The organism is Spirosoma aureum (assembly GCF_011604685.1).
In the GTDB taxonomy this organism is placed as follows: domain Bacteria; phylum Bacteroidota; class Bacteroidia; order Cytophagales; family Spirosomataceae; genus Spirosoma; species Spirosoma aureum.
Map to the genome: position 1 here is coordinate 7,207,982 of NZ_CP050063.1, position 17,705 is coordinate 7,225,686.

Here is a 17,705-nt window from a genome sequence, read left to right on the forward strand (position 1 = left end):
AAAGTAGCCAATTTTAGTGTCTAAAAACCATTTCTCGCGAAAGCCTGTTAGGAATAGTGTACAGCAAATACGCTAGCTTTGGCAAGCTGAAAACTCATAAATCGCTAATCCATCGTTAGTTGTACAGTATCCGTTATCTATAAAAACGCGAATGAACTACCGCAGCCTGAAGTCATCAAATTTATTAAAAATTACTACACTCGGCGAACTGAAAGCCGCAGGGTATATTCCCCGACCTATTAAACAGGAATTACGAGAAAATCTGATCGAACGGATACGGGATAAAGAAGTGGTTTTCCCTGGTATCTGGGGTTATGAAGATACCGTCATTCCGGATGTGGAACGCGCTATTTTGTCCATGCACCACATAAACCTACTGGGGTTGCGCGGGCAGGCCAAAACCCGGATCGCCCGGCTGATGGTCAATCTCTTAGATGAGTATATTCCGGTGGTTGCCGGGTCTGAACTCAACGACGATCCGCTCCAGCCCCTATCTCGTTTTGCCCTGGACCTCATTGCCGAAAAAGGTGATCAGGCACCCGTGGCCTGGATGCATCGGAATGGTCGATACACCGAAAAACTCGCTACGCCCGACGTGTCGGTGGCCGACCTTATTGGGGATGTAGATCCGATCAAGGCTGCGACGCTAAAATTACCATACTCGGACGAACGCACCATTCACTTTGGTCTGATTCCCCGCTCCCATCGCTGCATTTTCGTCATTAACGAATTACCTGATCTTCAGGCCCGTATTCAGGTATCGCTCTTTAATATTTTGCAGGAAGGCGATATCCAGATTCGGGGCTTCAAGCTTCGTTTGCCGCTCGATATTCAATTCGTCTTTACGGCCAATCCGGAAGATTATACCAATCGGGGTAGCATCGTAACACCCTTGAAAGATCGGATTGATTCGCAGATTGTGACACACTATCCGAAATCGATTGAAATCGGGAAAAAAATCACAATGCAGGAAGCCGTCGTTAAGACCGAGCAGAAGGGAATGGTGAAAACCAACGATCTCATTGCCGACCTTATCGAACAGATAGCACTCGAAGCCCGCGAAAGCGAATATGTTGATTCGAAGAGTGGCGTATCGGCCCGGATGACCATTTCGGCCTACGAAAATCTCCTGTCTTCGGCCGAACGGCGGGCATTGCTGAACGGCGAAAAAGACACCCACGTCCGCATTGCGGATCTGTATGGGGTTATACCCGCCATTTGTGGTAAAGTTGAGCTGGTTTACGAAGGCGAAGTGGAAGGTCCGGTTATTGTGGCTCAGAATTTGATTGGCAAAGCGGTCCGGAATCAGTTTTTGCAATATTTCCCGAATCCGGAAAAAGCCAAGAAAGACAAACGCGGCAATCCATACAAGAAGATCACCGATTGGTTTGGCGACGGAAACATCATGGAAATTCTGAGCGATCTAACCAATCGTGACTACGAAGCCCGACTGCGCACCATTGACGGCCTGGATGATGTAGTCGATCTGTTCCACGCGCGACTCAGTAAGCCTGAAAAATTATTCATGATGGAATTCGCGCTTCATGGTCTGGCTGAACATTCACTGATCGGCAAAAAAGCGCTTGATACAGGTCAGCAATTTAAAGATCTGTTAGGTTCCATGTTCAACCCCGGCAGTAATTTTGGGGGAGAGGATGAAGACGAGGAAGACGACGACAGCCGGTATTAACTTGTAAGCAATAGGCATTCTACAGTAGGCAGTTAACCAAATCTGCCCACTGTAGAATGCCTATTTGTCTCTAAGTAGTAGAATACTTCCTTCCTTTTGTGGCTTGCCGGAGCCCGTCTGTAACCTGTAGGAATAAACGCCTATGGGCAACTCATGGCCATTTAGCGTACCGTCGAAGGGGGTTGGATAACCTTTGGCGGATTGATAAATCACCTCGCCCCACCGGTTAAAAATGGTAATGACTGCATCAGGAAAAGCTTCGATGCCAGGCAGTGCCAGTACATCGTTCATACCATCGCCGTTGGGTGTAAAGGCATCGGGCACCCAGATCTGATCAATGATCTTAATTCGGACGGAATCTTCGCTAGCGCATCCTAAACTGTCTGATACCTTAACGATGTAGGTAATATCATTCAGGACCGATAGGGCTAATGGGGTCGCAATCGACGGATTATCCAGATACGTAGTTGGCGTCCATTGAAAAAAAACGGCGTTAGTGCTGATTGAAGGTGTCAGCAGAATCGTATTCCCCTTATTCGTGATGATGCTATCGGGCAATTCAATACTGGGCGATTTCCCGACAACAACAGTTCGGGTAACGACCGCATCGGCGCATTCGGGCGATGGCTTGATTGCATACGACAGACGGTGATTACCAATTCCGGCGAGTCGTGGATCGAATTCATTTCCGACAACACCATCGCCGGAAAACGTTCCGCCTGGTGGGCTGGCGTTCAGAGTGATTATTGTCGCATTGGCTTCACAAATGGCAGGTATCGAATCAAATAGAACGTTCAGCGGAGGAATGGCCTCCACAAGAAATGGTTCTGAAACGTGCGAACAGCCACTATCGTCCGTAATCCTGACAACGTAACTTCCCGACGTTCTCGCCTGATACTGCGCACCCGTTGCGCCCTGAATCGGCTGACCGTCTCGTTGCCATGTGTAACTTTTCCCCTTACTACTCTCCAATAGCAGTGAATCTTCCGGGCATAATCGAGGTGAGCCGCTGACCGATCGAATGGAAGCGGGTAGGGCTGGCAAGCGTGCAAGTGAGAGCGTATCGGTCCTGAAAACGCAACCAAAAGCGGTATCCGTTAATACTGCCCAATACGTTCCTTCCTGGCTAACTCGCGCGGTGTCGGCAGTTTGCTGCGTCAACGGTTGTCCATTCTGATACCATTGATAGCGCACAGCCAGGTTTGCCGACGCCTGAAGCCGCACAGAACCATCTACTGCGCAGAGCGATCCGCTTGCCTTTATTGAGCTGGTTAGCGTGGCGGTTTTGACCGTGATATTCGTTGACGTTCCGGGTTTTAAACACTCGTTTTTCGAGTAAACGACAACATTATAACTACCAGGCTCATAGATCGTTAGTGAGGGTTTGTTAGCCGCCTGGATGCTGCTGCCATTCCGATACCACTGGTAGTTCCAGTTCGAATCAACTGTTGTTTGAAGAACAAGTGACCCTCCCTGACAGATCGTTGCTTCCGGTGCTGTCGATGGTTGATTCTCAGCTTTTACAACTGGACTTGGTATAGTTTCGGATGCACAATCGATCACTAAGAACTGAAAATCACGTCTGACTTCACCGAGCTTCTTGCCATTTCGGTATTTCTCGACTTTAACCCCAAACACAAATAAGCCTGCTTGCGTAGCGGTTACTGATAATTCGCCCGTTTTTGGATTAATAGCAAGGGGAGGTGAGCCATGAATGGCATTGGTAGGCCCATAGCCCGGCACCCAGGCAACGCCCGGATAAGGGCCGGGTGAAATAGCCTGCGTATAAATTTTCTGGTCGAGGGGTGTAACGAGTGAGTAGAGCAATTGATCGCCATCGGGATCGGTTGCGCCAAAGGGAAATCGGAATGGCTCACCGATACAGATGTACTCTCCGGTCATGGGTGGGAAATGGGGCGATGAATACTTAATCGGCTTGCCACTCTGTTGCAACGGAGGAAATTCCAGGTAATAGGTGAATCCCGTATCGTATGATTTTTTAATGTTGTTGATGCTAACGTTTCGGTTCCGCCCCTGATATGAGATATAATAACCCTGACTGTCACTATATTCGGAAGGATCGAGTTGAATTTCCGCTTCAAAATTTACCGTAATAAAATTGAGATTTCGGAGTTTGGCGCAAAACTCATTACTAAACACGATCGGTTCGCCTGGCCCGGTTCGTTTCGCGTAAAAAGCGAACAACATGACATTGTCTCTTTTCCTGAATACGCCTAATCCGCCACCTGCCTGGGCATCAGCGCGTGGCCCGGCTTCAAAGTAATTTGTCAGGACAATCCGATAATGGCCGGGGATATCACCAATCGCCTGCATTTCCAGTTGCCCTCCTACCTGATGGGCACCCAGTACTTGCAGGGATGTTCCCATCAGGACTAGCCATAGTATGACCCGAAAAATAGATAGACACATAAACTAGTCGTTCCAGATTTTCTGTCCAGTCACTCATTGCCATACAGGTGTGTTTTTAAGCGGATTCGTCTCTAAAGACTTCCCACTTCTCAGACCGCTAAATAGGGCCTTATTAGTCAGAAATCATAGAAATTTTGTTACCGATTTACCAAAATTTCTCATTAATATTTAATTTTATTTATGTTTATTGATTTATTATAACTATTTTAATCAGTAAAAATAAGGACGTCTCCTATAGCCAGATTGCGTTAACTTGTCAACTGCTACGATCCTGCCATAGAAGTAACAGGCTTCTGAACTAATCCGTCCAGTTTCCAACACGAAAACTCCCTGGAGCCGGAAAGTGATAATTTCCGGCTCCAGGGAGTTTGGGCAATTTAGAAATTGTATACGTTTTTACCGGCGAATCCGCCGTTCAATGACTCGTCAAATTAGTCTGCAACAATTTCCAGCACGAGTTTGCCCGTATTTTGCCCGCCGAACAACTGGCCCAGGAGCGTGACAAATGTATCGACCGGCCCCGAAACCAGATGAACATCGGATCGAATTGATCCTTCTCGAATCCAGTCCGCTATTTCGGCACGTGCCTCCGCAAACTCATCGTAAAAATCGATGCCGACAAAGCCCTCCATACGCGCACGGGTCGAGATGAGGGTCAGATAATTGGCTGGCCCACGCATAAACTGCATGTTATTGTACTGCGAAACGGCCCCCGACAAAATCACCCGGCCTCCTCTGGCCATCAGTGGCAATGCTCCATTAAGCACGTCACCGCCAACATTGTCGAAGAATACGTGAACGCCGTCGGGACAAAGGGCCGCTAATTCGTCGCGCCAGGTCGGCGATTTATACGACAGGCAGGTATCGAACCCAAACTCCTTTTCAACAATCCGGCATTTTTCCGGGCTACTGGTAATTCCCACAACGAAGCACCCCTGCCGTTTGGCAATCTGTCCGGCCAGGCTTCCCACACCACCCGCAGCGGCCGAAATCAGGACCGTTTCTCCAGCCCGGATCTTGCCCACCCGTAACAGTCCGAAGTAGGCAGTCATACCTGGAAGTCCTAAGGCACCAAGGTAGGCTGGCAATGGAGCCACGGCCGGATCGACCCGATACGGTTTATTTCCGTAATCGGGTTTCTTGAGGTGTTCTTCAGTGAGCAGGGCATAGTCCTGAATGCCGAGATTCGTATAGAGGTAATCGCCAATTTTGTAGTCAGGGTGGCGCGATTCCACGACCATACCCGTTCCCAATGCCCGCATTACGGCCCCAACGGGTACGGGATTTATGTAAGATCGGCCTCCGGCCATCCAGCTTCGCATGGCCGGATCAATGGATACGTACCGATTCTGAACTCGTATTTCATGGACGCCAAGTGGCTGAAAAGGCTGCGTTTCTACCGAGAAATCAGTTGCTTTAGGCAAACCAAGCGGCCGGTTGATGAGTCGAACTTGCGTGTTTTGCATAATTATATACCGTAATTAATTCTGTAACAGATCGTTAAGAGTTTTACTGCGCTTATCAATTCCCCAGTTTATAAACAGACCCAGGTAATAGAAGCGATTGGCCAGCGGCATCGAAGCTTCCCTGTTTGTGAGAGAGCTGTATTGATAACCGAATATCTGCTGATTACCGAGCAAGTTGTTGGCCGAAAAAGCAAGCGTTGAATTAGCCTTACCGATGCGGGTCAAATAAGCCACCGTGGCACCTACGTTATGATAGGCCGGTGTATGATCGGTCATAAACTGGTCGTTTTTCCGGTTGGGGTTATAATAGGGCCGTCCTGATGCAAAGGTGTAGGTCAGGCCGATGTTGAGCGGTATCGACGGAATCAGCACATTGACAACGGTAGCCAGCGTGTGCGTAGCCGCAAAACTGGGCTGCACCAGCATCGGATAGTCGAGATATTGCCGTTTTGTATCCAGGTATGAGTACGATACCCAGTAGTTTACATTAGGAAGACGATTTTCCTCTTTCCAGAGTACCTCAAACCCACGTGCATAACCTTTGCCGGTCGAACTGGTATCAGGGCTTGTCCGAAGCAGCCGGTTGTATGTTTTTTGATACAACTCCACCCGAAGCAGCTGATTGGTCCGTACCATCTGATAACTCGCGATGTAGTGGGTGGCTTCCTGAAAACGCAGCGAGTTGCGGTTCGTATTGCTGATCAGGTAATCGTAGGTCGGTTGCTGGTAAAATTGTCCATAGCTAAGGGTTAACTTATGAACCTTTCCCGGCGCATAGGTCAGCGACATACGCGGTGCTACGGCCAGCCGACTGATTGCCGATGCCCCCTCGGCCCGAAGCCCCAACCGGGTACTCAGCGTCCGGCTCAGCGACACGTTACTTTCAGCAAAAACAGCTCCATATTGTTCGTTCAGATGCTGAACAGGCGCAATTAGATGCTGTTGAGCCAGTTGCATGTCGGTTCCGGTCATGACATGGTCCATACCCAGGTACAGATCCGATCCTTTCCCGATCGACCGCCGAAAGACAACCCGCGTATTATAAACCTGCTGGGCAACCTGGCGCGACCGACGCAGCGATACCTGTCCATCGATCATTGGCAAAGAGTCAATTGATGCCGTGTTATTAGACAAACTGGCGCCAAATCCGGCATTCATCGTCCATTCCTTACCCACGCTGCCTGCATACGAAACACTCACAAATCCATTGCTACTCACCAACCCATACTGAGCGGTTCGGCCGGTGGTATTCTGCAAAAACTGGACGTTATTGCGGCCAACCGTTCCAAGAATTTTCAGCACCCCTTTATCGCCAGCCCGGTATTTGAGGTGAAACAGGCCGTCGAGGTATTCCGGGCCACCGGTAAATGTGCGACGCTGCGGAACAACGCGATAGTAGGGACTCATGTTCGTGTAGGTGATCGAACCACCTGCCGACAGCCGTTCAGGACGGATAACGCGGTTCATTTCGAACATTGCACCCGTTGTGCTGATGTTGCCACCTATCGACGAACGGTCGGCCACATCGTTGGTTTCCAGAATCAAAGCCGACGACAATGCCTGACCATACAGGGCCGAATAACCACCACTACTGAAGAAATTTCCCGAAAATAGCTCTGGCGCAAACCGGCCTCGCTGCGACACACCAGGGCTACCGTTGTAGAAAAAATTATTGGCCAGCAGCCCATCCACATACACCTTTGTTTCATCGCTAGTGCCGCCCCTGACAAACAACCCGGTAGCATCCGAAGTGGCCTGTACACCGGGCATTGTCCGAATGCCATTTGCAATATCGGCATTGCTGCCCCCCATGGCCCGAACCTCCAGCGCTTTCAGGCTGGGCAATCCGCCCCGGCCCAGAAAATCAGTTTTCCGGGTTTTAACGGTGACACCATCCAGATTGATCGACTCTTCATTGAGCACGAACTTCAGCGTTATCTGCCGTGTCGTATCGCTGATGGTAACCGTCATCGGCAGATGAGCATAACCCAACATCTGCGCCACCACCTGAACGGTTCCCCGTCCATCGGTCGTGAACGAAAAGGAGCCATCGGCGTCGGTGGTGGCCCCGGCATACGAATTCAATATCCCAATATTAGCACTGGCTAGTGGCTTCATCTGTGCATTGAACACCTTACCCTGCACAACAACCTGACTCCAGGCAGGGCTACTCAGAAGCAGCCCTAAAATGAATGTCTGTAGACGTGTTTTCATGTCTTTACGAAATAGTTAGATAGCTCATTAGGCGAAGCAAGATTTCCATAGCCACCTGCGTGGTCAGATCCGTTGAATCGAAGTCGGGATTGGCTTCTACCAGATCGAAGCCTACTAGTTGACGTCCTGGCAGGAGCTGGCTAAAAAGCTGTTTGATCTCCTCCAGCGAAAAGCCTCCTGGTATCGGCGTTGCGGTGCCTGGCAGAACCGTCGGGTCCAGAACATCGACATCGAACGTCACGTAATACGGAACATCGTCGGGCAAATCGAACCGTTTGCCCTGCCGTAACTGCTCGCTTACCTGATGACACCAGTGAATGTGTTGTTTCGGGCGGGGCCTGGTTCCGGCATTGGCAAACCCGCGAATGCCAAACTGATAGACTTGCTGCACGTTGCTCAATTCCAGGCACTTCGTCATGAAGTTGCCGTAGTGATGCACCTTCCCCCAGTGGCTTATGCTGTCGTACCGCGAGCCGTAGGTATCGGTGTGTGCATCGAAATGAATGACGTGTAAATTGGGATAGGTCTCAGAGGCTGCTTTAATGAGTGGATAGCTGATGGAGTGATCGCCCCCGATAAAGGCCGGAATTTTACCGGCTTTAAACAGCTGGCTCGCCATGTGGTGAATTTTGGCGTACACAAAAGCCGTCGACTCATTGGCGTTCACGAACAGATTGCCGTAATCAACCAGCTTACTGTTCTGAAACAGGGGCTGAAGACGTGTGGCGGTCAGCTCATCAAAAAGCAGGAAATCAGCCCCTTTCAGCAGAAGATTATTATTCTGACTAAACTCCCGGATGTGAAACGGAAACTTCGCTCCGCCCATCGACTTCCCATTTCCCTTGCCAAACGGAATACCGACAATAACGGCTTCGGCCCGCTCGTGGTAGGCATCTACCCCAAAGATTCGGTTTTTTACCGCCATCACATCGGCCGTAAAACGCTCCCACCCTTCGGTGCTGGGATCGAGCAGCAATCCATTTCGTTGCAGATAGGCGATCGCTAGCTCAAGCTGATCATTCTCTATGTCCATTTCGTCAAACAGCGCGTCGGTCGTGGCAGGCTGTCTAAAGAAATCAAGGATCGAAACAATGGCCGGGCTAACTTCGTAGCTCTTTCCACTGATCATGTTGAAGATGGTGCCTTTACCCGTTTGATTCGACAGGGTGATATCAAGATAAGGCGACTTTAACAACAGGGGCGAAACAGAAACGTCGGTTATCATGGCGATGGAGTTTAGTTAGTGAGCGAATCGACTACGGATAGCCGTTCGGATAGCTTGTCGGCTCTGGCGGGCATATCCCAGCGAGAAGTAAGCAAACAGCCCGACCGTTAGTGACGATTTCAGAAACGGCTCAGCCGAGCAGACCGAGAAATCCATGAAGAACTGATAGGTGGTCTGTGGATAATGCAGTACAACCTCGAAGAATGTTTTGAAAGCGAACACGAAAAAATAGGCCAGAAACCACAACCGCCCCAGGCTATATACCAGCAGAAACGGATTTTTCAGATCGACTTCCGGATCGTTCGCCTTTGCCGGTTTCCGAAGTGACGGAAGCACTTTACCAGCCAGATTACGAACATATAGAACTGACTGACGACGCAGATTAGGCAGCGAGAACAGATCGCTGTAGATCCAGTACCCATCGAATTTGAGGAATGGAATGGCGTTGATAATGATCGTCGCCACATTGAGCTGAATAAGGTAGCGGGTTGTATTGATCTGGCCGAAATCGCCAAAGTGACTGACGAGATAACCGATCAGGATCAGGTTGATGAGGAGCTGGAAATAAATACCCCCCAGATTGACGATGGTTCGTTTGAGTTTTCCAAGCCGCCAGACCTCCGTAACATCGGTGTAGAGTACCGGAAAAATCAGGTATAAGCCCGCTCCAATTTCTTTAGGTTTGATCCCGAACCGATAACCCGCTGCGGCATGGCCCAGTTCGTGAATTAATAGAATACCAAGTACGACGGGATAAAAAACGAGCATATGCCACAGCCCCCGGTCGCAGTCACCCGTAGCCAGGGTAGCCGCGTTGTGGTTCTGCACATAATGATCGAGGGCCAGCAATTCACGCATCAGGTACGTATTCGCGGCCAGCGCCACCACGAACGTAATGCCAAAGAATACGGGCGAAAAAACGTACTGAATGATGCGAAGCAACCAGGCATACTGGTTAAACCGAAGCAGTGTATACCGGGCATATATATTGCCAAGGGCCGGATTGCTGGCCTGGCTTGTTTCTGCCTGAGGAGCGTCGAAAACACCCATTGGCCGGAGTTTATCCTCTACCAGCCGGGCCACATCGTCGGCCGCAAAATGCGTTTCGCTCTGGCGGGCGTTGAGTGTTTCGCTGATTTGCTGATAGGTAAGCTTCCGGCTGACGCCATCCAAAATAAGGTACACAAATTCCCCGACTTTATAAGGCCGCCCACTTACGGTCAGCAAAAACTGTCGGTTGGAGTCCGAGCGCTCCATCTCTTCTATTCGGAACGAGTCGGTTTCTAAGGCGATCATGGTCAAGTCGGTTTAGGAAAGTTATGGGGAGAGAAAAAGCCGACGCCCCCACAAACGGGGCGGGAGCGTCGGCATGTGCATCAGCGAGATCGACTAAACGCTAACACTATTGTCGCTGCAACGAGCCGAATCAGCGGCTGCTACGGTAGTTTCGAAGCGATCTTCGAGTTCAACGATCGTCAGTACTTCTGGAGTTGTGTTATTCATGACTGGTTTGATTTGAAAAGTGAAAAGTTGAAAAAGGGAAATCAATTGGTAATTGCCTTAGGCTATACTTCGACCGTGTTGCCACTGCAACGGCCAGCATCGGCAGCAGCAGCTGTGGTTTCGAAACGCTCTTCGAGTTCAACGATTGTCAGAGATTTGGCTGGAGAAGTTGTGTTGTTCATGATTGATTTTAATTTGAAAAGTGAAAAAATGGATTTAAAAAATCAGTTGACCCAATAGCCCTACACCTGGACGTTGTTGTCGCTGCAACGAGCTGAATCAGCGGCTGCTACAGTGGTTTCGAAACGCTCTTCGAGTTCAACAATTGTCAATGATTCGGCTTGGGGTGCTGTGTTGTTCATGATTGATTTGATTTGAAAAGTGAAAAAAATTGAAAAGTGAATTATAGAGGTAAATACATCCTAAAGGGACCGGACACTGTTGTTGCTGCACCGGGCTGAATCGAGTGCGGCAACGGTCATTTCGAAGCGATCTTCGAGCTCAACAATCGTTAGCGATTCGTCGTGATAAACGGGCAAAGTCTCCATGATTTTCCGATGAATCATATGGATTAGGGAGTCTGTCTTAGTAGACTACACCATCGGGCGGGGCTGGCGCATTTACCTTAACGGTATTGCCACTGCAACGATCGGTATCGGCGGCCGCAACGGTCGTTTCGAAACGCTCTTCGAGTTCAACAATCGAGAGAGCCGGGGCAAAGATTTTCGTGTTCATAGCTTTGTTCTTTACGAAAAATCCAGTGGAGATAGCTTAAAGGGGTACTATTTCGCTCAGAATGTAGTCTAACAGACAAGTCCAGAGTGGCACTACGTTCGTTGGAGAGTGCCAGGCCAGTTGATGGATGAACCCCTGATAGCTATCTATCCGGCGTAATTACCCGTTTGGCAATTAGGCTGCTACAACGGGTACTTTAACCGTGTTATTGCTGCAACGCTCGCTATCAGCAGCGGCAACCGTAGTTTCAAAACGCTCTTCGAGTTCAACGATTGACAGAGCTGAGGTAGAAAGTTGTGATTTCATGACAGAGTTTGATTTAGGGAGAAACTGTTCGATTGATAACTGAGTAAAGACCATTGAAACGCAGATTCCATTTTCTGGCAGATTCGAAAAACAAGTCCCGAAGTGCACGACTAGGCGTTGGTTAAGTGGTGCGGGCTGTGCATGGATCGTTTTTGGAATGCCTCCCAGGGCAGATCTGCTACACGAACTAAACTGCTGAAACAGTGACCGTGTTGCCGCTGCAACGGGCTGAATCGGCGGCTGCTACGGTCGTTTCGAAACGCTCTTCGAGTTCAACAATTGACAGGGCTGGGGTAGAAACTTGTGCGCTCATGATAAATAAGAGAAACAGGGTGATAAAATGAAAACTATATGGGTAACTAAATGAAAGGTTCGCGACTGCCTTTCCGCCGTGCACAGCGTCTTTTTTTAGTTCTTCGATTAACGAACGGGTATCTCTATACGACAAATCCGTTCGGGCATAAACTGGTTGCGTCAACTAAACGACTGCCAGTGCATTCTCCTGAACCTTGAGGGCAACCTGCTCACTCAGCGTATCCAGGTTTTGGAAAGCTTCTTCGCCTAAATCAGAAGGCATCAGGCCAAATTCTTCGGCCAGGCGGGAGGCAATCTCCAGAATAGCCAGTGAATCCTGAATAACGCCCGGATGATCTTCAGTGCCGAAGAATGGGGTTTCGTTGGTTAGTTCGACAAGCTCACCATCGGCTTGTAATACGTCGATTACGATTTCACGGATACGGTCCTGGATGTTTGCTAAAGCTGACATAATTGAAAAGAGTTAAAGGGGTGAAACAATATGTTTTGGCTTGTTTGTGAATTAATTACTGAGACAAAGTTGGCGGCTAAATGGCTCCGAATCAAAAACCTAATGGACTGCTTTAATTGCGTAGGTTATAAGCTATAACAGCGGGCAAAATCAAAACACAATGCGCTGATTAACAACAAAATAACGACCCATCTGCAGCGAATACGCCAATGAATTCAACTGACTGCTATAGAGCATCTGATAGGCATTCGAATGGTTAAATGCATTCTGTACATCAATCGACCATTCGAAGGTGGCCCGAGGCTTGTTACGCCGGTAAGTAAGCTTGATATCTGTTCGACTGTAGACCGGCAATTGTCCGGAAAAAGGTCGCTGTTCGTCAAAAACGGTCCTGTTCATATCCTGCGAACGGGTCAGATCGATCGGGGTGTATCGTCGGCCGCCAGCCAGGGTATTTCGAACATCGATAGCCAGCGAATTGCGGGACCCAACCGTCCATTCATAACCTCCCAGCGCATTCCAGACAAACCGATTGGCAAAAGCTGTAGCATTCCATGCACCCAGCAAGGTTCGATATTGACTGTTGAACATGGATAGTGTCGAGAGCACGTAATACTGTTTGCTAAAAGGCTTCTCGACGGTCAGCTCAGCGCCATAATTTCGTCCGGTTCCGGCGTTGATCAGGCCCGTTCGGTTGGTTGTAAAAAACGAGGCTCCTTCGTTCAGCGCAGAATAATACGATGGCTTCTGGTCAATCGGAATGTCGTATAAATATTGATAATACGTCTCTGCTTTCAGGAGCCAGTCGGTGCCTATGCGTTGGGTCCAGCCTAGCACAGCCTGTCGACTTTTTGAGAAACCAAGCGACTGATTCGGCAAACGACCCACCTGATTATCGGCGGTTGGTTCGTTAAAATACAGCATCCAATCCTGCATTCGGCTGTAGTTGCCCACACCAGCACTGAGTGTTATTTTAGGCGTAAGTTGATACTGAAGCCCCGCCCTTGGTTCAACAACTCCGTGCTGATTAAGGCTCAGGTGCGTGGCATGCAGCCCTACATTAAGCGTCAGTCGATCGGTAGGTGTATACTGCCATTGAAGATAACCCTGGTAGGTTTGTGCCAACGCATCGGCGTTCCGTAGCGGCTTCATGCCCGACGCCGACTGGGCGCTGTCGTGAAACGAAAACCAGTAGTTGGAAGCAATCACGCCAGCCAGCAGGCTACTCTGTATCGAATACCGGTGCGTCAGTTGGGCATGAGCAGTGGCTTTTGTGTAGTGCGACCGATCGCGGTAGTTTGCGTGCAGGGTTTCATCCCGTCCGAGCGTATCATAGCGGTTCGCGACTTGTGTCCCTGTCAATGCAGTTGTCAGACGGAACGTTGTCTGGGTGGTTAGCTGGCTGTTGTAGGTTGCCCCTATCACGCCCATTGCCGTCCGATAGTCATTGTAGGTGCCCGCATCACTGTAGGCGCTAACCGTATTGTCGAAGACCGTTCCGTTTTTCCCGCCGACGCCGAAGATGCTGATTGTATGACCTTTAGCCATCGGAAAATTCAGTTTAAAAGTCAGGTCCTGGTACTGAGGAGCCGACGCACCCGTTCCGAACCGAAGCCCGATTTTACTGAGTAGCCCCAGCACACTATACCGGTAATGAACCAGGTAACTCGACTTGTTCTTTTTAGAAAGTGGTCCTTCGGCACCAGCTTCAAAGCCCGTAAACCCAGCCTGAAATGTATACTCTCGTTTGCGCTCGTTTCCATTACGCAGCTGAAGATCAAACACGCCTGATAAGGCATTCCCGTAAGCGGCCGGAAAGGCTCCGGTCAGGAACGACGATGTTTTGAGTGTCTGGCTATTCAGGATAGGAACGGGCCCACCTGTAGCGCCCATGGCACCAAAGTGATTCGGGTTCGGCACGTCGACACCTTCGATTCGCCACAAAAGACCATTCGGCGCATTTCCCCGGACGACAATATCGTTTCGTGTGTCATTATTACCGACCACACCGGCAAAGTTCATGGCCATTCGGGATGGATCATTGCGGCTTCCGGCAAAACGCGTCGTTTGCTCCAGATCAATTATCTGACCGCTCACCGACACATAACCGTTTGCAATGGCCGTTGCTGGCCGGCTGCCCCGCACGTTTACCTCACTTAACTGCTGTGTCGATTCGGTCAGCACAACGTCGGCTACGGTTTCCTTGCCAGTAGTAACCAGCACATTATCGATCAATTGAAGATGGTGCCCTTCGGCTTTGATCAACAACCGATAGCGGCCCGGTTCGGGCACTGTCATGACGTAGTGGCCGGTGCTATCGGACCAGACGCGCTGGTCTGAACCGTTGGCCAGGAGTACTTCGGCATGGGCAATGGGCCGCTGAGTTCGTTCCTGAAACAACGTTCCCTGAATTGTCTGGGCACAAACGCTCACGAGCGAGGCATAGAGCAGACAAAGGCTAAGGAGAAAGGGTTTCATGTCGCTGGATTGGATAAAGTGAAAAAGGGATAAGCACATCGTGTACGCACAGGTGGATGAACGGCGCATTGTCGAAGAGAAAGAAATGGCCGCCGGGCAGTATGTGCAAATCAATCGGTCTGGTAAACTCTTCCTGCCAGCGGGCAGCCTCCACTGGTGTATAAATGTCGTGATCGCCGATAAATACAGTTGCCGGAATGGTCAGACTGGCGGGGCCGGTTTGTGCATAATCGTAGCTTTCAAGCGCCATCATATCGGCCCGCAACACTTTTTCGTACAGATCGAACGATCGAGGGTTTTTCAGTAAAGCCGACACATCACCGTCCATCTCCTGTACTTCCTGGATGATCTCCTGGCGGGTCATGTTCTTCGCATTTCGTTGCTTTTCGGGAATGCTGGCCCCACCCCGCCCCGACAGAAAGAGATGCAGGGGTGGGGTCATTCCTTCGGCCCGAAGCCGACAGCTGAGTCGATAGGCGATTAAACTGCCCATGCTGTGCCCGAAAAAGGCAAAGGGGCCTGTCAGTTGTGTTTTGAGTCGCTGAAACAGATCATCGGCTACCGCATCGAGCGTGTCTAGCGAGGATTCAAACAACCGACGACCCCGACCCGGATAATCAAGCGGTATCCATATGATACCCGGCGGAGCCTGCCGGATCAGGGGTTGGTACGAATAGCAGCTGCCAGCCGCAAACGGAAAGCAGAACAGACGAAGGGCTTCCATAATCGACGGAGGTATAAAATCAGAGGCTTTCGAGTTGTACGGTCACGTGGTCGTTCGTATCGCTGGCTTCGTAGGCAACGTAGCCAATGTAGTTTGGTTGAATCAGCAACGGGATCAGTCGTATGATGACATCGCGGCACCGAAGCTGTTGAATATGATCAAACTGAAAGTCGGTCAGGCGCGCATCCAGTTCATGCCCAAGCGCCTTGTAAGCGGCCTCTTTCTGCGACCATAAAGCCAGTACGTCTTCGCCAGTCATGAGCTCCCGCTCGGCCATTGACAGAAACAATCCTTCGACCCCAGGCCGTAATCGAACGCGTTTTTGAATGTCGATGCCTACGGCTCGTCGGGGAGCAATGACGCAGGCGGCCAATTGCCCCGAATGCGACAGACTGAACGCATACCGGCTATCCGACAGATAAGGTTTTCCGTTCACATGGTAGCGTAAACTGACCAGCGGTTCGTCGGGATGGGGCGGGTGATGGTGAAGCGCGTAATGCAATAGCCACTTACTCAACATCGACAGTTGCCGGGACTGAGCCGTGCGATAGGGTCGCACGGGGACCGGTAATCGGGCTAGGTCAGCCTCAGACCGATGTTCAGCCGCAAGGTCAGCCCAATAGACAGAGAGAGTAGATAACGGCATAGCTTATTTTTCGTTTAAAAGCGTGTTGGTACGCATTAACGTGAACACAAACAACTGATCACAGGGTGACCCAAAAGCGTCGCGGAGTCGTTGATAGACATCGGTTTCCTGAACGGGATAATCCCGCATGGCAATGGCGCCAATATGAATCTGCTGGTCGGTATGCCGCAACGCAACTTTCAGGAACGCAAAGTGGGCATACAGCACATTCTCGACTTCACGGAACCAGTACGTTTGTTCATTGACCCGAAACTGATCGCCTTTTCGGCCCAGCACAAACAATCGGCCCTGCGAATCGAGGTAACCCACGTCCTTCGTCGTAATGGTCGAATGGGGTCGATGCGAAGGGCAGGCGGGTGCATTAAAATACCCCATCATGACCGATGGACTATGAATCCGAACCGTACCAATGTTGCCGGGCAGCAATTCACCTCCTTCTTCGTCAATAATCTGCACACGCACGCCCTGATTGGGTCGCCCAACCGATTCTACGTCCGGGTCGGCCGGATGATGAACAGGATGCGTGGCAACACGGGGGCCAGCCTCAGCCAGGCCATACGTTTTTACAACCGGACACCCAAAAACCTGCATCGCTTTATGGATCGCCGTCGTTTCGATGCGATTACCGCCCACAGCCACGAATCGCAGGGTTGAGAAATCGGCGGGCAACAGTTTCCGGTCATGGAGGTAATTCAACTGGCGAACCATCGGTGGGACCAGGAACAGGGTCGTAACCCGATGGCGTCCAAAAAGCCAGACCATCTGGTGCAGAAAAAACAGCGGATCGAGCAGCAGAATGGTCGCCCCAACGTACAAATGGCTTAAAAACTGCCCAATAAGTCCGTACGAATACCCCATGGGCAAGGCGATGGCAGTTACGTCGTCTGAACGTAGCTTGAGCGCATCCACGTTAGCCCGAATGTTGAAAAGCGTTCCGGCATTGGTGAGTTGAACGACTTTGGCGGCTCCGCTGCTACCCGAACTGGTCACTAACAGGGCCGTATCGCCGTGCGTTGAACTCGTGGCACAATTATTACTGAACAAATCGAATCCCGCGTCGAACGGCCGTTGCGTCATGTAGGACTCACTGGCCAGTTGCTTTCGGATCGCAAGGCTGCTACGAGGTACGGCAAACCAGGCAATGTTTAACTGGCTCAAATCGCCCAGCACCTCAATTCGATAGTTGATCACGAACGGCACCGCCCCCAGCGACAAAACAGCCAGAAACAACGTACTCATATCGAGGCTGTTCGGCGAACAGATAGCCACCACATCGGCGGACTGAACACCAGCCCGTTTCAGCATTCGCTGCTGGTAGCTAACCTGCTGCCACATGTCGGCATATGTCAGGCTGCGCTTTCCTTCGATAAGAGCCGTTTTATCGGGATGTCGCTCGTGTCGCCTTCGCAGCACGTTGGCCAGCGTCTCCCCTCCTAGCCCGCTCCTGGTCGAAGCGGGATTAGGCATGAGGGGGGAGATTGGCAGAGAGTCTGTCAGCGAATAAGCAGACATAGGAGTGAAA

15 protein-coding genes are annotated in these 17,705 nt (G+C 50.5%); 1 reads left to right on the plus strand and 14 read right to left on the minus strand.

The genetic code is table 11. The annotated features are described in order from the left end of the window. The first annotated feature begins 151 nt into the window (after window positions 1-151). The gene (locus G8759_RS28705; protein WP_167216134.1) at window positions 152-1,690 is read left to right on the plus strand and encodes a P-loop NTPase family protein; all 1,539 of its coding nucleotides are present in this window, start codon (window positions 152-154) and stop codon (window positions 1,688-1,690) included. A 60-nt stretch (window positions 1,691-1,750) separates the two neighbouring features. On the opposite strand, the gene G8759_RS28710 is transcribed toward G8759_RS28705, so the two are convergent. The 14 genes from G8759_RS28710 to G8759_RS28765 form a co-directional block, all read right to left on the minus strand. Further along, the gene (locus G8759_RS28710; RefSeq protein ID WP_167216136.1) at window positions 1,751-4,120 is read right to left on the minus strand and encodes a gliding motility-associated C-terminal domain-containing protein; all 2,370 of its coding nucleotides are present in this window, start codon (window positions 4,118-4,120) and stop codon (window positions 1,751-1,753) included. A 431-nt stretch (window positions 4,121-4,551) separates the two neighbouring features. Next, window positions 4,552-5,586: an NADP-dependent oxidoreductase gene (locus G8759_RS28715; protein ID WP_197933053.1), complete on the minus strand. Its 1,035-nt coding sequence runs from the start codon at window positions 5,584-5,586 to the stop codon at window positions 4,552-4,554. 15 nt (window positions 5,587-5,601) lie between these two features. Then, on the minus strand, window positions 5,602-7,800 hold the full coding sequence (locus G8759_RS28720; protein WP_167216138.1) for a TonB-dependent receptor: 2,199 nt from the start codon (window positions 7,798-7,800) through the stop codon (window positions 5,602-5,604). Between the two features lie 4 nt (window positions 7,801-7,804). After that, a complete protein-coding gene (locus G8759_RS28725) occupies window positions 7,805-9,025 on the minus strand; it encodes an arginase family protein (RefSeq protein WP_167216140.1) in 1,221 nt (406 codons plus the stop codon). A 15-nt stretch (window positions 9,026-9,040) separates the two neighbouring features. Next, window positions 9,041-10,321 carry a M50 family metallopeptidase gene (locus tag G8759_RS28730; RefSeq protein ID WP_167216142.1) on the minus strand — a complete coding sequence of 427 codons (1,281 nt, stop codon included), beginning with the start codon at window positions 10,319-10,321 and terminating at the stop codon, window positions 9,041-9,043. A 629-nt stretch (window positions 10,322-10,950) separates the two neighbouring features. Beyond that, window positions 10,951-11,094 (minus strand): hypothetical protein, encoded by a 144-nt coding sequence (locus tag G8759_RS28735; protein WP_167216144.1) that lies wholly within the window; start codon window positions 11,092-11,094, stop codon window positions 10,951-10,953. A gap of 19 nt (window positions 11,095-11,113) precedes the next feature. Next, on the minus strand, window positions 11,114-11,263 hold the full coding sequence (locus tag G8759_RS28740; protein WP_167216146.1) for a hypothetical protein: 150 nt from the start codon (window positions 11,261-11,263) through the stop codon (window positions 11,114-11,116). Between the two features lie 174 nt (window positions 11,264-11,437). Then, on the minus strand, window positions 11,438-11,569 hold the full coding sequence (locus tag G8759_RS36245; RefSeq protein WP_262890631.1) for a hypothetical protein: 132 nt from the start codon (window positions 11,567-11,569) through the stop codon (window positions 11,438-11,440). 187 nt (window positions 11,570-11,756) lie between these two features. Beyond that, window positions 11,757-11,882, minus strand: a complete 126-nt coding sequence (locus G8759_RS36250) for a hypothetical protein (protein ID WP_262889785.1) — start codon at window positions 11,880-11,882, stop codon at window positions 11,757-11,759. A gap of 165 nt (window positions 11,883-12,047) precedes the next feature. After that, entirely contained in the window at window positions 12,048-12,335 is a 288-nt protein-coding gene (locus tag G8759_RS28745) for an acyl carrier protein (RefSeq protein WP_167216149.1), read from the minus strand. Window positions 12,336-12,485: 150 nt separating this feature from the next. Next, window positions 12,486-14,813 (minus strand): TonB-dependent receptor, encoded by a 2,328-nt coding sequence (locus G8759_RS28750; protein WP_167216151.1) that lies wholly within the window; start codon window positions 14,811-14,813, stop codon window positions 12,486-12,488. After that, on the minus strand, window positions 14,794-15,537 hold the full coding sequence (locus tag G8759_RS28755) for a thioesterase II family protein (RefSeq protein WP_167216152.1): 744 nt from the start codon (window positions 15,535-15,537) through the stop codon (window positions 14,794-14,796). The genes G8759_RS28750 and G8759_RS28755 overlap by 20 nt, the downstream gene beginning before the upstream one ends. Window positions 15,538-15,556: 19 nt before the next feature. Then, entirely contained in the window at window positions 15,557-16,183 is a 627-nt protein-coding gene (locus tag G8759_RS28760; RefSeq protein WP_167216154.1) for a 4'-phosphopantetheinyl transferase family protein, read from the minus strand. A gap of 3 nt (window positions 16,184-16,186) precedes the next feature. Continuing rightward, window positions 16,187-17,695 carry a class I adenylate-forming enzyme family protein gene (locus G8759_RS28765; RefSeq protein WP_167216156.1) on the minus strand — a complete coding sequence of 503 codons (1,509 nt, stop codon included), beginning with the start codon at window positions 17,693-17,695 and terminating at the stop codon, window positions 16,187-16,189. Between the last annotated feature and the right edge of the window lie 10 nt (window positions 17,696-17,705).